This window comes from Stenotrophomonas sp. SORGH_AS_0321 (assembly GCF_031453215.1).
Classification (GTDB): Bacteria; Pseudomonadota; Gammaproteobacteria; order Xanthomonadales; family Xanthomonadaceae; genus Stenotrophomonas; species Stenotrophomonas chelatiphaga.
Map to the genome: position 1 here is coordinate 3,425,057 of NZ_JAVIZG010000001.1, position 17,433 is coordinate 3,442,489.

Annotated in this window: 15 protein-coding genes and 1 other RNA gene; 6 read left to right on the forward strand and 10 right to left on the reverse strand. The window is 65.7% G+C overall.

Going from position 1 to position 17,433, the window contains the following annotated elements; translation table 11 throughout:
* Nucleotides 1-82: 82 nt before the first annotated feature.
* Both rnpB and rsmI read right to left on the reverse strand, forming a co-directional pair.
* Nucleotides 83-431, reverse strand: an RNA gene (rnpB, locus tag QE373_RS15470) — RNase P RNA component class A.
* Nucleotides 432-478: 47 nt separating this feature from the next.
* Nucleotides 479-1,297 carry a 16S rRNA (cytidine(1402)-2'-O)-methyltransferase gene (gene rsmI, locus QE373_RS15475; RefSeq protein ID WP_309688136.1) on the reverse strand — a complete coding sequence of 273 codons (819 nt, stop codon included), beginning with the start codon at nt 1,295-1,297 and terminating at the stop codon, nt 479-481.
* An 81-nt stretch (nt 1,298-1,378) separates the two neighbouring features.
* Here rsmI and QE373_RS15480 point away from each other — a divergent pair, with 81 nt between their 5' ends.
* From QE373_RS15480 to QE373_RS15490, 3 genes are read left to right on the forward strand one after another with little or no spacing between them, the layout of a single operon-like run.
* Complete coding sequence (locus tag QE373_RS15480) at nt 1,379-3,103, forward strand: penicillin-binding protein activator (RefSeq protein ID WP_309688139.1); 1,725 nt, start codon at nt 1,379-1,381, stop codon at nt 3,101-3,103.
* The gene (locus QE373_RS15485) at nt 3,093-3,458 is read left to right on the forward strand and encodes a YraN family protein (protein ID WP_057507801.1); all 366 of its coding nucleotides are present in this window, start codon (nt 3,093-3,095) and stop codon (nt 3,456-3,458) included. The genes QE373_RS15480 and QE373_RS15485 overlap by 11 nt, the downstream gene beginning before the upstream one ends.
* A 33-nt stretch (nt 3,459-3,491) precedes the next feature.
* Complete coding sequence (locus QE373_RS15490; RefSeq protein WP_309688144.1) at nt 3,492-4,877, forward strand: FAD-linked oxidase C-terminal domain-containing protein; 1,386 nt, start codon at nt 3,492-3,494, stop codon at nt 4,875-4,877.
* 34 nt (nt 4,878-4,911) lie between these two features.
* On the opposite strand, the gene QE373_RS15495 is transcribed toward QE373_RS15490, so the two are convergent.
* On the reverse strand, nt 4,912-5,427 hold the full coding sequence (locus tag QE373_RS15495; RefSeq protein ID WP_309688147.1) for a fimbrial protein: 516 nt from the start codon (nt 5,425-5,427) through the stop codon (nt 4,912-4,914).
* 79 nt (nt 5,428-5,506) lie between these two features.
* On the reverse strand, nt 5,507-8,014 hold the full coding sequence (locus QE373_RS15500; RefSeq protein ID WP_309688149.1) for a fimbria/pilus outer membrane usher protein: 2,508 nt from the start codon (nt 8,012-8,014) through the stop codon (nt 5,507-5,509).
* Nucleotides 8,015-8,371: 357 nt separating this feature from the next.
* Between QE373_RS15500 and QE373_RS15505 the strand changes: the two genes are divergently transcribed.
* The 3 genes from QE373_RS15505 to QE373_RS15515 all read left to right on the forward strand — a co-directional run bounded on the left by QE373_RS15505 (nt 8,372) and on the right by QE373_RS15515 (nt 10,691).
* On the forward strand, nt 8,372-8,881 hold the full coding sequence (locus tag QE373_RS15505) for a fimbrial protein (protein ID WP_309688151.1): 510 nt from the start codon (nt 8,372-8,374) through the stop codon (nt 8,879-8,881).
* A gap of 21 nt (nt 8,882-8,902) precedes the next feature.
* On the forward strand, nt 8,903-9,640 hold the full coding sequence (locus QE373_RS15510) for a molecular chaperone (protein WP_309688153.1): 738 nt from the start codon (nt 8,903-8,905) through the stop codon (nt 9,638-9,640).
* A 232-nt stretch (nt 9,641-9,872) separates the two neighbouring features.
* Nucleotides 9,873-10,691 carry a fimbrial protein gene (locus QE373_RS15515; protein ID WP_309688155.1) on the forward strand — a complete coding sequence of 273 codons (819 nt, stop codon included), beginning with the start codon at nt 9,873-9,875 and terminating at the stop codon, nt 10,689-10,691.
* A 25-nt stretch (nt 10,692-10,716) separates the two neighbouring features.
* Here QE373_RS15515 and QE373_RS15520 read toward each other — a convergent pair whose 3' ends face one another.
* From QE373_RS15520 to thiL, 6 genes are all read right to left on the reverse strand, one after another.
* Nucleotides 10,717-11,115 carry a hypothetical protein gene (locus tag QE373_RS15520; RefSeq protein WP_309688159.1) on the reverse strand — a complete coding sequence of 133 codons (399 nt, stop codon included), beginning with the start codon at nt 11,113-11,115 and terminating at the stop codon, nt 10,717-10,719.
* Nucleotides 11,116-11,148: 33 nt separating this feature from the next.
* The gene (locus tag QE373_RS15525; RefSeq protein WP_309688162.1) at nt 11,149-12,336 is read right to left on the reverse strand and encodes a hypothetical protein; all 1,188 of its coding nucleotides are present in this window, start codon (nt 12,334-12,336) and stop codon (nt 11,149-11,151) included.
* A 17-nt stretch (nt 12,337-12,353) separates the two neighbouring features.
* The gene (locus QE373_RS15530) at nt 12,354-14,864 is read right to left on the reverse strand and encodes a TcfC E-set like domain-containing protein (protein ID WP_309688164.1); all 2,511 of its coding nucleotides are present in this window, start codon (nt 14,862-14,864) and stop codon (nt 12,354-12,356) included.
* Nucleotides 14,865-14,928: 64 nt separating this feature from the next.
* Entirely contained in the window at nt 14,929-15,423 is a 495-nt protein-coding gene (locus QE373_RS15535; protein ID WP_309688170.1) for a CS1 type fimbrial major subunit, read from the reverse strand.
* 117 nt (nt 15,424-15,540) lie between these two features.
* A complete protein-coding gene (locus tag QE373_RS15540; RefSeq protein WP_309688172.1) occupies nt 15,541-16,248 on the reverse strand; it encodes a CS1 fimbrial subunit B flags: Precursor in 708 nt (235 codons plus the stop codon).
* A 207-nt stretch (nt 16,249-16,455) separates the two neighbouring features.
* Entirely contained in the window at nt 16,456-17,418 is a 963-nt protein-coding gene (thiL, locus tag QE373_RS15545) for a thiamine-phosphate kinase (protein WP_309688174.1), read from the reverse strand.
* Nucleotides 17,419-17,433 lie beyond the last annotated feature (15 nt).

The following is a 17,433-nucleotide window of genomic DNA, read 5'->3' on the forward strand; positions in this document are numbered from 1 at the left end:
CGGGGATTGGGGGCACGCTGCCGCCGGGCCCCCTGGTCTGCGCAGCAAACCAGGGGCGCTTCATCGCCAATGCGATGAAAGGTGGCGGAGCCGGCCGATAAGCCGGGTTCTGTCGTGGACAGTCATTCCTCTAGGCGTTACGTCACCGCAACGCTCAAGCAACCTACCCGGACCCGACGCGGGCCGCGCCATGAGGTCCCTATTTGGTCTTGCTCCAGGTGGGGTTTGCCGTACCGGTCTGTTGCCAGACTCGCGGTGCGCTCTTACCGCACCATTTCACCCTTACCACGCGCCCGAAGGCCGTTCGGCGGTATCTCTCTGTTGCACTTTCCGTCGGCTTGCGCCGCCCAGGCGTTACCTGGCACCTTGCCCTGTGGAGCCCGGACTTTCCTCGGCATCCCGAAGGATGACGCGACTGTCTGGCCGACTCCGCCGCGTGCATTCTCCCATATCCGCCCGTTTCCGGGGGCGGCGATGATCAGCTGCCGTACAGCGCCTTGCGCGGGGCACCGGTCAGTTCGGCTGCCAGCTTGGCCGCGGTGGACGGCGGCAGGTGCTCGCTGAGCGTGGCGTAGACCCGACGGCCTTCGGCCAGCTGCGCCTGTTCGTCATCGGCCGCGCCCTGCACCATCACCACGAACTCGCCCTTGCGCTGGTTCTCATCGGCGTCGACCTGCTGCTGCAGGCTGTGCAGGTCCCCATCGAGCACGGTTTCGAACAGCTTGGTCAGCTCACGCGCCAGCACCGCAGGGCGCTCTCCGCCGAACACCGCGGCCATGTCGGCCAGCGACTCGGTGATGCGGTGCGAGGATTCATAGAACACCATCGTGCGCAGTTCCCCGGCCAGGCCCTGCAGCCGATCACGACGGCCACTGGGCTTGGCCGGCAGGAAGCCTTCGAACGCGAAGCGATCACTGGGCAGGCCGGCCACGCTGAGTGCGGCGATCGCCGCGCACGCACCGGGAATCGGGCTGACCCGGATCCCGGCCTGGCGCGCCGCGCGCACCAGCCGGAAGCCCGGATCGCTGACCAGCGGGGTGCCGGCATCGCTGACCAGCGCCAGCGACTCGCCGGCCTGCAGGCGGGCCACGATGCGCTGCGCCAGCAGCTCTTCATTGTGGTCGTGCAGGGCCACCAGCGGCTGGGAGATGCCGAAATGCGACAGCAACTGGCCGGTACGCCGGGTGTCTTCGGCACAGATTGCCGCCACCGTGCGCAGCACCTCCTGCCCGCGCGGGCTCAGGTCGGCAAGGTTGCCGATCGGGGTGGCGACGACATACAGCGTGGCAACGGTCATTTCAGCGGCACTCCAAGGTCAAGGGTAGAATCCTAGCGTGTACCCGGCCACGGCCGCTGCCCTTACTGCATGGACCTGATCATGAACAAGCCTGTCGTCCGGATCTCCGCCCTGTCCTTGTCGCTGCTGCTGCTGGCTGGCTGCGCCACGACCAGCCTCACCAGCGCACCGGAGTCACCGGCCCAAGGGCAGGCCCTGCTGCTGATCGAACAGGGCCGGCCGCGCGATGCGGCGATGCAGCTGGAAAGCCTGGCAGGCACCCTGCGCGGCGCCGCACGCAGCAATGCGCTGGCCGATGCCGCGTTCGCCTGGCATGAAGCCGGCGATGCAACGCGCGCGCGCAGCCTGCTGTCCCAGCTGCAGCCGCGCCAGTTGTCCGCCGCGAGCCGCCAGCGCTACCTGCTGACCACCGCCGAACTGGCATTGGCCGACAAGCAACCCGCGCAGGCGCTGGCCGCCCTGTCCGAACCGGCCACCGAGCTGTTGCCGGCACTGGCACCGCGCTGGCAGCTGGCCCGCGCCGGTGCCCTGCAGGCCACCGGGGACGCCTTCGGTGCCGCCCAGGAACGCGCCCGCGCCAATGTGGGTCTTGCAGGCAAGCCGCGCACCGACAACCAGTCGGCGATCATCGGCCTGCTCGGCACGCTGGATGACGCGACCCTGCAGTCGCGCGCCGCCGCGCTGCCGGCCAACGATCCGCTGTACAACTTCGCCGGCCGTGCGTTGATCGCACGCGGCCTGCCGCTGCCGCGTCCGTTCGATCGCGATGCAGCCACCGCGCAGTTCGATACCAGCAAGCGCCCGCCGGCGATGAGCGATGGCTACCGGCCGCCGGTGAAGCTTGCGGTGCTGCTGCCGCTGACCGGCCGCCTGGCCACCGCCGCGCAGCCAGTGCGCGATGGCCTGCTGACCGGCTACTACGGCGAAACCCGGCGCAAGCCGGAAATTGATTTCATCGATACCGCCGGTACCGCGGCCGGCGCGCTGTCGGCTTACGACCGGGCCGTGAGCAGCGGTGCGGACTTCATCGTCGGCCCGCTGGGGCGCGACGAAGTGGATGCCGTCTACGGCCGCGCCCAGTTGCCGGTGCCGGTGCTGGCGCTGAACCGCGGCAAGGATGCACCGCCGGCCGGCAGCGCCGGCTTCTCGCTGGCGCCGGAAGACGACGGCGTGATGGCCGCCGAGTACCTGCGCGGCCGGGAGCGCGCCAAGGTGATCGTGCTGCACAGCGGTGACGACACCGGCCGCCGCACCGCCGCCGCGTTCGCCGAACGTTTCACCCAGCGCGGTGGCCAGGTGCTGGCCACGATCGGCGTGGCGGACACCGTGGGCGACATCAGCGCGCGCCTGCGCGCTGCCGGCCAGGCCGACGGCGTACTGCTGGCGGTACGCGCGCCGCAGGCCCGCCAACTGGCCCCGCAGCTTGCCCTTGCCGGCGTCGGCGGCGGCACCCGCGTAGGCACTTCGCAGCTGACCGTGGGCAGCGGCAAGCCCGAAGAAGACGTGGCGCTGGACGGCATCATCTATCCCAACGAAGCCTGGAACGTGCGTGGCGTGGCCGGCCTGCCCAGCGCCGGCACCGCCGGCCAGATGCTGCCGAGCGCACGCGGTGCGGCCGGTCGCCTGTTCGCCTTCGGTTTCGATGCGTGGAAGATCAGCGCGTACATGGAATCGCTGGCCGCCCAGGGCGGACTGTCCGGCGCCACCGGCACCTTGTACCTGGACGGCGGTGGCAACATCCTGCGCGTGCCGGCGTGGTCGACCTTCAGCGGCGGGCGGCCGATGCCGATCGCCAGTGCCAACTGACAGGGCCCGGCGTGGCGCGGCGGTCGAAGCGGCCGCCGAGCGCCTGCTGTGCGAGGCCGGTCTGACGGTGCTGGACCGCAACGTGAACTTCCGCGGCGGTGAGCTGGACCGGGTAATGGACGACGGCGGGACCGTGGTGTTCGTCGAAGTCCGCTACCGCGCCCGCGCGGATTTCGGCGGCGCCGCCGCCTCGGTGGACACCCGCAAGCAGCAGCGGCTGGTGCTGGCCGCGCAGCTGTACCTGCAGGCGCACCCGGCGCTGTGCAACCAGCCGTGCCGCTTCGACGTGGTGCAGGCCAGCGGCGACCCGCCGCGCCTGCAGTGGCTGCGTGACGCGTTCCGGCTGGACGGCTGAGCGCATTCTCCCTTTGCTTCTGCTGGAATCTCGATGAACACCGAACTGCCCGCCGCGCTGGTTGCCGAACTGTCCCTGCTGCTCGGTGTGGATGGCTGGCGAACCGACGCCGCTGCGCGGGATGCAAACGCGCAGGACAATTCCTGGCGCCGCCAGTTGCCGTTGGCGGTCGCGCTGCCGTCCACCCGCGAGCAGGTGCAGGCGATCGTCAGCGCCTGCCGCAGGCATCGGGTGGCCGTGGTCGCACGCGGCGCAGGCACCGGCACTACCGGCGCCGCCGTCCCGCTGCAGGGCAGCGTCGTGCTGTCGCTGGCACGCATGGCGCGGATCCTCGAGGTACGTGCCGGCGATCGCTGTGCAGTGGTAGAGCCGGGGGTGCTCAACGGCGACCTGCAGCAGGTGCTTGCGCCGCACGGGCTGTTCTGGCCGCCGGACCCCTCCAGCGCCGACATCTGCAGCATCGGCGGCAACCTGGCCTGCAATGCCGGTGGGCCGCGCGCGGTGAAGTACGGCACCAGCCGCGACAACGTGCTCGGCCTGGTGGCGGTGACCGGTACCGGTGACCTGATCCGCTGCGGCGGCGCCTACACCAAGGACGCCACCGGATACGACCTGACCCATCTGCTGGTGGGCAGTGAAGGCACGCTGGCGATCATCGTGGAGGCCACCCTGAAGCTGACCCCGGTGGCAGTCGCCCAGGCCGGCCTGCGGGTGCTGTACCGCGATGCCGATGCCGCCGCGCAGGCGGTATCGCGGGTAATGGGACAGCCGGTGGTGCCGACGCGACTGGAGTTCATGGACGCGCGCAGCCTGCAGCTGCTGCGGCGCAATGGCGCCGATGTACCCGACGCCGGGGCCATGCTGCTGATCGAAGCCGATGGCGACCATGACACCCTGCCCTACCTGCTGCAGGCATTGGCCAACGCCGCCGAAGGCGAACGCATGATCGCGCTGGACGTGGCAATGGAAGGCGCAGCGCGCGAGAAGCTCTGGGCGGCACGCAAGGCGCTGTCGCCGGCGCTGCGCAGCATCGCGCCGGGCAAGATCAATGAAGACGTAGTGGTGCCGGTGTCGCGCATTCCGGAGCTGGTGGGCGGGGTCCAGGCACTGGGCGCCGAGTTCGACCTGACCATCGTGACCTTCGGCCATGCCGGCAACGGCAACCTGCACGTGAACATCCTGTACCACCCGGACGACGCGGAAGAAAACGCGCGGGCGCAGGCCGCCCTGCCGCGCATCTTCGCGCTGACGCTGGCGCTTGAAGGCACGCTGTCCGGCGAGCATGGGATCGGCCTGGCCAAGCGTGATTTCATGGCCCAGGCCTTCACCCCGGAGACCCTGGCGGCAATGCGCGCCATCAAAGGCTCGCTGGATCCGGACGGCATCCTCAATCCTGGCAAGGTGCTGCCGCCGCCGTGACCGACGGCGACAACAAGTCAAGCACAGCGACACGTTATTCGTAGGTGGCCTTGACCGTGATGGAAGCAATTACGCTGCCCGAGGAGAACTCGGCATCCTTGGCGTGGTGATAGCCCACTTTGAACGGGTAACTGTTGGTGGAACTCGCGGCGAGCGAACGTTTGTCACCGCTCTTCAGAGTTACATCAAACTTTGCGCCATCCTTCAGCACGACTGCCAGGCCCCGCGCTGCGCCATCCCCAGCGGCCGTATTCTTCCAGTGCTCGGCATCTGCATCGGCGGCTGCACCGGTAAATTCAAGGTTGATTTTCTTGATGGCAACGCAGTTTTTGAAATTGACAGCAGCGTCTGTCATTTTAAGATCGCCCTCCTTTACGTCCGCGGCGTTCAGGTCTGGCAATTTCACTGCAGGAATGTCCAGTACACAGGTACCCGGTAACACTTTTCCGTTGATCGTCAGCGTTGCGGTATCGGCGAGCGCTGGGCCCGCACAGGCGACGAGGCCAGCCGAGATTGCAAGGCGGAGAGGGAGATTGAGTCGTCTTTTCACAGTCTTTCCTTTGAGATGAATAACGTGCCGGACACATGTCCGGCGATTAACGGGCGGAATCGCCCGCGTTATTGCCCTATCACGGCGCGACCGCCGAGGATGGGGATACGGGCACACAGACGCTTCGGCTCCAAAACAGCCCATAGGCATCTGCAGTGGATGGGCGCGTATAGTCGAGCCGACACGGTGCAGCGTTGGGCGGCCGCACGAAGACACTCCCGTCGCCATCGGAGGAATCGAGACGGATCACACCGCCCTGGGCAACGCTTCCCCGCAGCCGCCCAGCCGTGTCGTACACCGGCGCTGCAAACGGCAGCCTGTTGCCTGCTGGGTCGATCGCGTCGATGAAAAGCACCCGTTCCTGCACCACATCGAAGTGGACGCGTGCGATGCTGCCGCTGGTCGGCGCTACGCGTTGAGAGGTCTGCAGCAACTCAACATCCAGCGGAAGTCCAGCAGCGTCCAGTTCGATCCGGTTCCATCGGTAGGGCGTCAGGTAAGGAACCACGGCGTATCCACTACGACCCAACCGGAGTCCTTGTACATTGCGCACCCCCACCCCCTGCGCGCCCGGCGCCGCTACCAGTGCCGCCGCCCCAGCCATGCCGCCCATGCTGCGGCCAAACGTCAAACCATCGCGGTGAGCGATTGCGCCTCCTTCAATCATGAGATCATAGGAATCACCCCACGGCCCGCGGAAGGCGCTGGCAGCGATGCCAGCACGACTGCCTTGATAGGCAACATTGGCTTGATGAAGCGGGTGGGCATCGCCAGGATGCAGTGAAACGTGATAGCTCATAGCCTGCGCGGTGGACACCACGCCGGACACTCCCATGGTCAGCGGGCTGGATGTTCCTGGCGCGATCTGGACCATCGCTTGCGTACTGCGCAGCGACCGGCGGAGCGGCAGTGAAACCTGAAGTGCATAGTCGGTACCCGCCTTGGCCCCTCCATCACGGCGGCGCAATACGGTGGCCGACCACGTGGCAGTGCCCAGCCTGCCATGCAATCCCAACTGAAGGTCCACGCTGTTCGGCCGCTCGTTCCAGAACGACTCCCAACCTGCGCTGAGATGTATGGCGGCAACCGCACCCACTCGCTGGGAAAACGTCGAGTGCACGCGCCGCCGGGTACGCGCTGAGGCGTCGCCGGACACGCGGCACGCTTCGGTCAAGCGATCACAGTCAATGTTTTCCAATCGTCCTGCACGACCATAGCTATAGGCCGACATACTCAGGCTGCTGCCCGAGCGAAGCATCGTGTACGCGTAGGTCAAGCCCATGCGCTGCCCCGTCATTGCAGCGCCCAATCGAAGCAGGCGCTGGGAAACGACATCCCACCCGAGCGCGCCGACCGGTGTGCTCAACGCGCCCCCTGCCAGGACGGCCTGATAATTGCGCCGGTAGTGTCCCCCGCCCAGAAGCGTCAGATGATTGGCAACGCCACGCGCATAGGTCGCTTCAATGAAGCCCCGCGCGTCATCGGACGACCTGCCTGCCATGGCCAGTCGTCCCACCGTGAAACTGCGTTGCTCGGCGCCGTGCCGAAGCGCCAGCGGCGCGCCGCCAGCCGGTACCCTGTACCGCGTCTCGCTGCCGTCATCACCCGTTACCGTGACATCGAGGTCGCCCGAAAAACTGCCGCCGGGCAGATCATCGACAACGAAGGGCCCGGGAGGAACCGCCAGCTCGCGGATAATCCTGCCGCCCTGCCGAATGCGCACGATCGCGGCCGTCTGCGCGATTCCACGGACCGTGGGCGCGTAACCCTGCATGGACTCGGGCAGCATGCGCTCGTCGCTGTGTATCCGCATACCTGTGAACGGGACGCTGTCGAAGAACCGGCCGCTGGTTGATCCCTGGCCGAGCAGCATGCGCATGCCGGATGCGGGGAGATCACGTTCCAGCGCGGTATTGAAGGAATCTGCGCGCGTATGGGATTCATTGCGGCTGAGCCACGTCTGGCTGCGCAGGCGCCAACTGCCGAGATTGATGCCGCTCCACAGGCTGAGCGAGGACGCCTGCACGTTGTGTGTAATGCGATGTCGCGCCCTGTAGTCGACAAACGCGGCCGTTATGCCGTTGTCGCGCTCCTCCGGACTCACGACATCCGCCTTCAGCACCGGCTGGGCAGCCTGCGGAATGGTGATCAGAAGCTGCAGATCACTGTCGACGTAAGTCACGGTAGCGCCGGCCACCCGCTGCGGGAGATCGACGCATCCCTCGTTGTTTCCGGTACCGCCGAGCAACGCCGGATCGAGCGGCAGATCGCGAAGCAGTACTGCATCAATACAGGGCTCGACGTCGCGTGAAGGTGGGCGAACGGAGAATTCAATCTCCCGCTGCTTGAGCCGTTTTCCGTTGACGATGATGTCCACGACTCGATTTCCGGGCTGCAGCGTGGGCTCCATGAGATACGGGTCTAGCTGCGCATTGGCGCCCGGCAAAAAGCTCCGGCTGAAGCGGACATTTTCACCGGCGGTCGCAGAGATACATGTTCCGAAGAGCGAGACCACCGCAGCCGCACCTGAAAGGCAGGTCGCGGGGAAGCGTGTGAATCGCGAGGCAACAACAGACGACGTGATCATGGGGAATCGGCTCTCTCAAGCATCCCTCGGCGGCGCACGGCGCGCGTATCCGGTAGCTTTCGAGGACCCATGTTGCCCGCCGGATATCGCTTACGACATAAGGAATGTTGTGGCTGAGCATGCGATTTTCCTATGAATAATTCGCTCGTCCTGAACCTTTGTCGCTCGATATGTCAGAACGCTGCCCCGATGAACCAGAAATACGCACACTGCATTGTTTTCAGGCATTCATATTTGAATTGGAAATGACTTACTGCAGCTTGCCTGATACCCCTGACAATGCGGCGCGACCACTATTCAATCTCCGCGGCGCGCCGACTTTCCGGCAAATGTCGCTCCCCCGATTCGCACATCGTCATGCGTTCGATCCATCAGGCCCTCGCAGCTTTCTGCATTCTCTGTACAACGCCCATCGCAAGCGCGCACGTTCTTGCAATCCGTGGTGAGCTGCTGGCAGCGACGTGTGTCATCCAACCTGTGGGGGCCATGGTCATTGGACTAGGCGCGGTACCGCTGACCGCCGCAGATCAAGCCCTCCCCGCGATGCGCACGCCGTTTTCCGTCAGCATCCAGTGCGCAGGCGCGTCCGGTACACAGCGGCTGGGCGTACGTTTCGACGGCCCGCGCGCAGCCGACATGAAAAGTATCGCCCTGACCGCCGCCTCGACGGCCAGCGGGATCGGTGTAGCCCTCTTCGACGAGCACGATACGGAGATTCCGCTGGGCCAGGACTCGACCCGCTCGGTGAACGTGACATCCAAGCAGCCCTGGATTCTGCGTGGCAGCGCTGCCTTCAGAACAACCGGAGTCGAGGCATCGGCCGGAACGGCCTATGCCGAGTTTGAGTTGACGCTCATCTATCGCTGAATTCCTCAGGACACCCTACCCATGATTCGACAATCCATCATCGCGGCGCTGCTTTCTTTTGGCGTGCTTAGTCCGCCGGCCATGGCGGGGGTAACGATAGAAGGAACCCGTGTGATCGTCGATGGGGGCAAGCAGCGTACCGCCAGCATCCGGGTCCGGAATGAGGGCCAGGCACCAGCGATGGTCCAGATCTGGGTTGATGCTGGCGATGGGTCGGAGGCCTCGGAAATCGACAACGTTCCTTTTCGGATCAGTCCGGCAGATCAGCGTGTGCTGCAGGTCGGCGCAGGCCAGACCTTCCGCGTGACCTACGCGCCGCGGCCCTCTGAAGAACTGCCGACCGATCGCGAATCGCTGCTGTACTTCAATCTCCTCGACGTTCCGCCAGCACCGGACGATGCGCAACAGAGCACGTTGCAGTTCGCGATCCGCTCCCGGCTGAAACTCTTCTATCGGCCAACCGAAATTGCCGGTCGTCCCGCCGAAGCGGCAGAGATGCTTGAATGGACGCTGCGCCAAGAGGGCAAGCGACAGTGGCTGCAGATCGTCAACCCCAGCGCATTCCATATCACCTTGGCAAGCGTTACGTTGGCGGATGAGATCGAACTGCCCGCGAGCGTGATCGAGCCGAAGGGGACTCTGCAGGTGCCGATCAATCCCGCCACCAAGCGACCAACGCGGGTCACGTTTCAATGGATTGATGATTACGGCGCGACGCGCGAGCACCAGTCGGAAGTGGCCGTGCTTCCTGCGCATTGAACCTTACTTTTCTTTACAGAGGCGGCCTTCATTGCCGTAGACGCCATTGAATGCGATGCCAGATTCTACCCTGCCCTTATCTGCCCGTCTTCTGCTTGCCCTCGCTGCCGCGCCCGCATGTCCGCACGTGCTTGCTTGCGACGCCTCAGGTTCCGATAGCTCGTCCCATACTGTCGAGATACCTCAAGAGGCACAGCCTGATGTACAGCTGAGCGAATGGAAGACGGGACCGGTGGGCGGCAAGATCGCGAGCTGCAACCCCGGCGAGCGGATACCTCTGGAGTTCATTCCGTCCATGGTCGGTCTGGACTACGTCCGTGACGTGCCTATTGAAGGCAAGACCTATCCCGCGTACGGATGGGAAGCGAGTTCTCCGTTGGTCATTTTCCGGCTCAGGGGCGGAACGTTTGCAGCCCGAACCCACCTTCCCCTGAAACTGGATGGGCCGACGCACGGTTACTTCTATGCCGGCGGAAAGTTCGAACCTGATCAAGGCCAGGCCACTCTCAGCCTGCAGTACGCGCTCATCTCACGGGGCGGCATCGTCATGAGCGCTGGCACGCCACCGATGTTCAGCGGCACCAGCCGAAGGACAACACCCAGCACCGGCAACAGAGTAAGCCACGCTCACCGCCTTACGCTGCGTGTGCATTCACCCACGTGTACCTTGACGCCGCGCGCGGCCAACCTGCAGGACGCGACTGCCGCGCTGCTGGCCAACGAAGGCGATACCGCCCTGGAGCAGGACGTTGACGTTCGAATGGAGTGCCCCACCAGCGGGATCCACGTCGAACTCACTCTCAGTGACGCTGGCAACGCGGCCAAGGCCGGTAGCGAGCTGACGCCGGCGAAAGGCAGCACTGCAAAGGGCGTCAGTCTGCAGTTGCTGCGTAGCGGATCTCCAGTGCAGTTCAATCAGAAGTGGGTACACGGCACCAGTACCAAGGGTAGCCAAGTGATTCCACTCAGTGTGCGTTACCGGCGGACCAACGCCCCTCTGTCCAGCGGCACCATCATCGGCGAGGCGATTCTCAAGGCGGACTATCGCTGACAGCGGGACACGCCTGGTGCCGGCTTCAGGTGAAATGTTGATAACCACTGTATGCAATCAATCCGCTGCAACGCCCGCCGTCACCTCTGGTGATTCGCCCATACGGATCATCCGCCCACCGCTTGCGACGGCCATTTCCTGTATCAGGGCGATTGACCATTAGTTCCACAGCCGCTGCAGCGATGCCACGCAATGCTGTGGCCAGCTCCACCCGCGGCGTCGGGCGCAGCAGGCGCTGGCGCAGGTATTCAAGCGCAGGGTCTGCCGCAACGCACGTAACATCCAGCTTCTCACGTTGCCACAACTGCAGCGCTCCGGCCGCATGACCCAACGTTCCGCTCACCCAGATGTCAGCGCCACGCTGCGCGCCGTCGCGGCGGAATTCCTTGCCCTGCGGGAGCTGCCCGAGGGCGGTCACCGACAACGGCGACGCGCCCGGGCCTGGTGTCGCTGCCGATCAGGGATTGGCGTCAAACACCAACGTCATGTCACCTTCCCAGCGCGAACCGGGGAATTTCAGCATCTCCATCACCGCATCGCGACCAGCAGTGAAATGCAGTGACGAGCGGCGCTGCGTCAGGTAACCATCGGACGTGAAGCGCGGTGCCTGCCCGGCATCAGGTGACAAATGGGTGTTCTGCGCTGATCGGCCATCGCGCAGGTTGGTCATGCCCGGCAGAGTGGCCTCCACCTCCACCGGAACCAGCCTGTCTTCCCTTGCGTTGCGAATCCCGCAATGATCGCCCGCAGAATACTGGCAGCGCAGTTTCATGCTGAAGTCCATGGAGGTGGTGAGGTGGAACGGCAGCTCCTGGCGCAGCCGTGCCGGTGGCAGGCCCTGCCCGATCCAGCGGTCCCAACCGCCTTCCGGGGCAAGCTGCACGCGGGGTGACGCGCTGGCAAAGCGCACTTGGAAGTCGTGGATCACATCGAACACGAAGTTCATGCGCACGCCCTGTACACCCGTGATGTTGTCACCCAGATCAATGTCGGCCCCAGCGCCACCGGTTGTCCAGGTTTCCTGGGCAACGTAGCGGCCGTCCTGCAGCGTCGTCGCATTGGGCAGCGTTACGTGGATGCCAAACCCGACATCCCGGTAGGCGTAACTGCGCGATCCACGGGTGACGCTGCTGTAGCACTCGGCTGGTGTGGCCGGGGTGCGCACCAGCCATCCGCCCACCGACCAGCCAAGCCCACCGGCGCCCCTGATGGAGCTGCAGCCACCGCCAACGCCGTGGTACCACGGATCCTGGCCGCGGCCGAAGTTGAGCCGCATGGACATGGCCACGAAGCTGATCGTCGCCTCGAAGCTGCTTCCGCTGGAGATGTCGTGCAGCGTGATGGTGCGCGGTGGTGGAAATTTGATGTAGGTCGTCTCTCGCCGGGGGGACTCGCCCGCTGGATCCGCTTTTCGCCAGTACTCGCCGCCGCCGAGGTCAAAAATGTAGGCGCCGCTTCGCTTGCATTCGGCCTCCCGCCACCTACAGAATGCGCCTTGCGGCGTGGTGTTGCGGAAAGCGGTGTTGCCTGGGTCCAGGGCATTGGGCCTGAATTCGCCGGTGACCTCCGCCTCCACCACGCGGGCGGCGGCGGATGTTGCGGTCAGCGGCGCGAGCAGCAGTAGAACGGTTTTACGAATATCCATGGGAAGTCCTGCCTGATTCATTGAGCGGGCTGGCGTGTGACAAGCGCGGGCGGGCAACCAACGCCACCAACCATCACCACGTCGCCCTCCCGGGGGTGACGGTCTTCCTCCAGGTTCAGCACGCAGCTGACCAGCGTCGGGTAACGCAGTTCCAACATCCGTTCGCGCGCGCTCAGCTCCACGGTGAAGAAGCCCTGCTCCTGGCTGACACTACGGCCGGCATGATTGATCACCTGGACGCCACGCACGCCGTTGCCTTCAGCATCCAGCACCTGCCCCATCACGGTGAACGTGCGCAGCACATCAACCACCGCGTGCATGACTCCGCCTTTGTTGAGGTGGTAGCTGACCGCGGACGGCTGCACCGCAGCAGCCGGTGCATGCTGGCCCTGGAAATCGAACTGCACATGCCCGGGGCGATACGCAGTGACGGGAACGAAGTTGCGCCCTGGGTGCAGGTCGACGCTGCCACCGCGGCTGTCGTCGGCGCGCAGTGCGATATCGGGAAGATCGCTGCGCACCTCGACGATGATGCCTGTGTCCACGCTGCCGCTGCGCCCTTGGGCCACCACGGCAGCGTGACCACCGCCCACTACCACGGTGCTGTCCAGGTTGGCGCTACCGCTGACCCGGCCCGCGCCGGCGCTGCGCTGGAGCTGTACGTCGCCTTCAAGCAGCGGGTTCTGCAGATAGGCTCCGATGCCCGCAGCGAGGCCTTCGCGCTCAGCACTGACCATACCGTTGACGCGTTGCAGCAGTGTGCCGTCCAGGCGCTGGCTGGTCATCGCGGTGAGGTAGGCGTCGCGCCGGCCCGCATCGGCGGTGCGGCTGCCCAGGCTGCCACTGTAAGCGCGGCGCTCGCTGCCCAGCGTAATACTGACCGTCAGGTCCACGCCACGCTGCCGCCGGTAGTGGGTGAAGACCGCGCCCGGTCGATCGTAAGCTGCGACACGCCAGTTCAGGTCTTGGATACCGAACACCGTTTCTCGGCGACCGTAGGCGATGTCGATACCAGTGCCTTTGGTGAACCCACTGCTACGGGCGATGCGCAGGCTGGCATTGTCGCGATGGCTGAAGCGCTGGGTGATCGACAACGCCGTGGTGTCCTGCCAGCCGCCGCGTGTTTCCCAGCGTGGCGGCGCACCCGCATCGGGCGGTGTCCAGTAGCGCTGCTCTGCCCAGCTGCGCGCGTGGTTGACCACCGCCGAGCCGGTACGGTAGCGGTAGAGACCCTGCAGGTCCACGCCCCGACCGCCTTCGGGTGAGGTGTAGGCGTTGATGAAGGTGCTGAAGCGATCACTGGCCTGCCAGTCCATCGACAGTCCAGCCGCATGGCGGTCGCCGGTCTGCTGGACCGTGGCGCCAGCGATCGCACGCGGGTGCAGCAGGTAATTGGCCACGGCCCCTGCCGCGACCTGCCCGTTGCGCGGCGACCGGGCAGTGTCGAGAACTCCGCGCTGCTGCCCGACGAACGCGCTGTAGCGCCAGCGTCGGGAGGGATCACGCCAACGGTTGGGCTTGTGCACCGACGCGGTTTCCCGCGATACCTCCCGTGCTTCTTCGATGACCCGCAGCTCGACATCGTAGATGCCGCCAGGCAGGCGCCGGGTGTCGACTTCCTGGATGCCAGGCTTCACCGCCTGCGTGGACAGCAGCTTCCCGTCGCGCAGGATCTCCACGATGCCCTCCCGGCTGGCGGTGACATAGATCGGGTAGGCACTGACGCTGCGTGTATCGGCCAACAGCGCATCGGACGAGCCGAACATCACCCCGAGCGCGGTGTCGTTTTCCGTGCCAGGTGCACGTGGCTGACGGATGATGCCTTCGAATGTGGGCAGGAAGTAACCGGCGCGCATGAAGTGGTCACCCAGTTCGCGCTGGGCGTACAAGGCGCTGAGGTAGTGCGCCCTGCTACCGGGCTGGGCGTAATACTGGTAACTGCCCAGCGTGCTCCAGCGGCCAATACTGCCCTGGAGTTCGGCACTGTAGCGCGCTGTGGAGGGGTGATCCTGGCCACCGTGTACGGCCAGGCTGTTGCGGACGATCAGGCCATGGCTGCCGGTCGCCGGCAGCGCAAACGTGCGTTCTTCCCGCGTTGCACCTGCCGGGGTCAGCAGTGTCAGCAGGGAGTTGGCCAGGCTGTAGTGCAACGCGGCCAGGCCACCACAGCGCGATGCACAGACGCCCAGAGGCTGTGGCTCGGCCAGCGCGTCGGTCCAGCGCGTGCGTTCGGTGTGCGGCAAGGGACTGTCGCTGCTGTCGACGAAGCCGATGAGCTGCAGCCGGTTGTCGTCGTGCAGCAGCACCTCGGCATCCCCCAGGTACTGACCGTCCAGCTCCACACGCACGGTCAGCGGGTTGCCGAACAGATGCTCGCGGAAGTCGGCCGGCATGCGCTCGCGCTGCTCGAGCAGGCTGGCCTGTTCGGCCGGTACCGATGCGTATGCGCCGCTGGCGAACAGCAAGGCCGCGACCGCGATGCCAAGGCGCGCCGGACGCGGCCGGTGATGGATGGAAGAAGGAAGCATGGGAGTAGACGGGGCCCGTGCCGCACGCGCTGTGCGGCAGGAAGGGTTACCCGCTTGGCTGGCCTCAGATGTTGCTTTCGAAGATCATGTGGAATTGACCACCGTAGGTGCCCTGCTTGTAGCCGCCATTCGGCAAGACCGGAGCGATGGCGAAGGTCAGCGATTTGCCGGACGCTGCCTGGGTGGCATCGGCGACAGTGATCTTCTTGGCCGCGGTGGCCAGTACCTCCTTGCCGTCCAGCTTCACTTTCAGCTGGACCACGTCGGCTGCGGAGGACATCTGCGCCGGCGCGGCCAGATAGGCAGTGATGGCCGCCGTCGACTTCACGTTGATGACGCGCCCGGTCAGTTCGCGCAGCTCCTGGCGGGCGGTGTCCCACGGCAGGGTCTGCGGCAGGCCTTCCCAGCCATCGGGCGTGGACACCTGCAGGCCGTTGGGATTGGGAATGTCAGCGGACACGTTGATCGTGATCGACTTGGTTTCGGTAGCGGCAAGGCTGACGGCCGGGGTGATGAGCAGGACTGCGGCGGCAGCCATCGCGTGCTTCAGCATGGACATGGATACTCTCCAAAGGGGGGGGGGGGACGGATAAAATGACCAGGATTAAGGCATAACTAACCGAACAGGCACCTGGCGGCCCGTTGGGGAATCACTTAGGGGCAAGCGGGGCGGGCCTCAGCGGCGCGTGTCGATGCTGCGCTGCCGTTCGCCCTCCCTCAGGTCGTAGCGGACGAAGTGAGTGTCCGCGCGCTCGAGTTGATGTGAACGGCCGGGCCGCACATGCACGATGATGCCGGGCGAGCAGCTGTCTGGATTGGCCCGCTCGCACTGGCGCAGGTTGTCCAGGACAATGGTTGCGTTACCGTGGTTGTGGACCTGGCCGGATTCCAAGCGCGTGTCGTAGCGCGAGTGTTCCGGCGCAACGAATAGCACGGTGCCAAATCCGGTGAACACGCGGATGGCCGAGGCGACCTCCGACGCTTGCTCCGCCTGCTCCTGGCTGAGTGGGAATTCTTCGGTACCGGGCGCCACCGGCACGAAGCGCAGGCGGTAGTAGCGTTCGTGATCACGTGTGCCCCGGTACACCAGCCGCGTGGCCTGCTGACCGTTGCCTGCGATGATCAGGCGGCTGGGACTGGCGATGACGCCATGCGCCTCGGCAACGCTGCGCACCAACGCCGCGTTGTCTACGGGTACCTCGCTGGACTTGCCGTCGGCATCGAAAGCGATCTCGGCCACTTCCACCCGGACGTAGGCCGTGGCGTCACCAGTGTTGCGGATGCGCTTGAGCAGGTGACTGTGCCCGGGCTGGAGGTAGTCGAACAGGGCGCCGACATTGATCTGCGGTGAACCGGCGTAGCTGGGGAACGCCAGCGCACACACCAGCAGGATAGGGACGACACGTGACATTGGACCGCTCGTTGTCAGGAGCGGATATTGTGTTGTCGCACCCAGCAGCCGACTATAGGGTTAGTTGCAAAGATGCCTCGAACTGTGCAGCACCCGGTAACTCGCCATGGGTTCAACCGGACATTCCCTGCAGGTTCAATGGGCGCGCCGCATCGGCGAGCGTGGACTACGCGATCGCGCTTACGCGAAATGCTGGTAGCCGCCGGGACCGGCCTCACCTTCGCATTGTACGGCGTGCCCCTGCACGATGCGGCCGATGCGGGTGAGCGGCAGGCGCAGCGATGCGGCCACGGCATGCAGCGCGTCGCGCTGGTTGGCGGCGGCAGTGAAGCACAGTTCGTAATCATCGCCGCCACGCAGGGCGCACGCGCGCGCGGCATCGCGGCCGAAGCGCGCACGCAGGCCCGGTGACAGCGGCAAGGCGTCGGCATCGACCACGGCGCCCACGCCACTGCGCGTGGTGATGTGCCCCAGATCGGCCAGCAGGCCGTCGGAGATGTCCACGGCGGCGTGTGCGAACGCACGCAGGCGCAGGCCCAGCGCCACCCTCGGGGTGGGCCGCAGCAGACGCTGCCGCAGCATTTCGTCATCGCCCGGCACGGCAGCGGTGGCGATGTTCAACGCGCCGCGTTGCCACAGGTGCAGCGCAGCAGCGGCATCACCCAGCGTGCCACTGACCCAGATGTCATCGCCGACCTGCGCGCCATCACGGCGCAGCGCCTGCCCGTGCGGGACCTGCCCGAAAGCGGTGACCGACAACGACAACGCCCCCCGCGTGGTGTCGCCGCCGATCAGCCGCCACTCATGCGCATCGGCCAGTGCGAAGAACCCATCGGCGAAGGCATCGATCCATTCTTCGCTGGCTTCCGGCAGGGACAAGGCCAGTGTGCCCCAGGCCGGGGTGGCGCCCATTGCGGCGAGATCGGAAAGATTCACCGCCAGGGTCTTCCAGCCGATATCGGCCGGCATCGTCTCCGGCGGGAAATGCACGCCGCTGTTGAGCGTATCGGCGGTCACTGCCAGCCAGTGGCCGGCCAGCGGCTGCAGCAGCGCCGCATCGTCGCCGATGCCGAGTACGATGTCATCGCGCCCCTTGCTGCGGGCGCGGATACGATCGATCAGGGCGAATTCGGCGAACGACATCGGATGTCAGCGGCG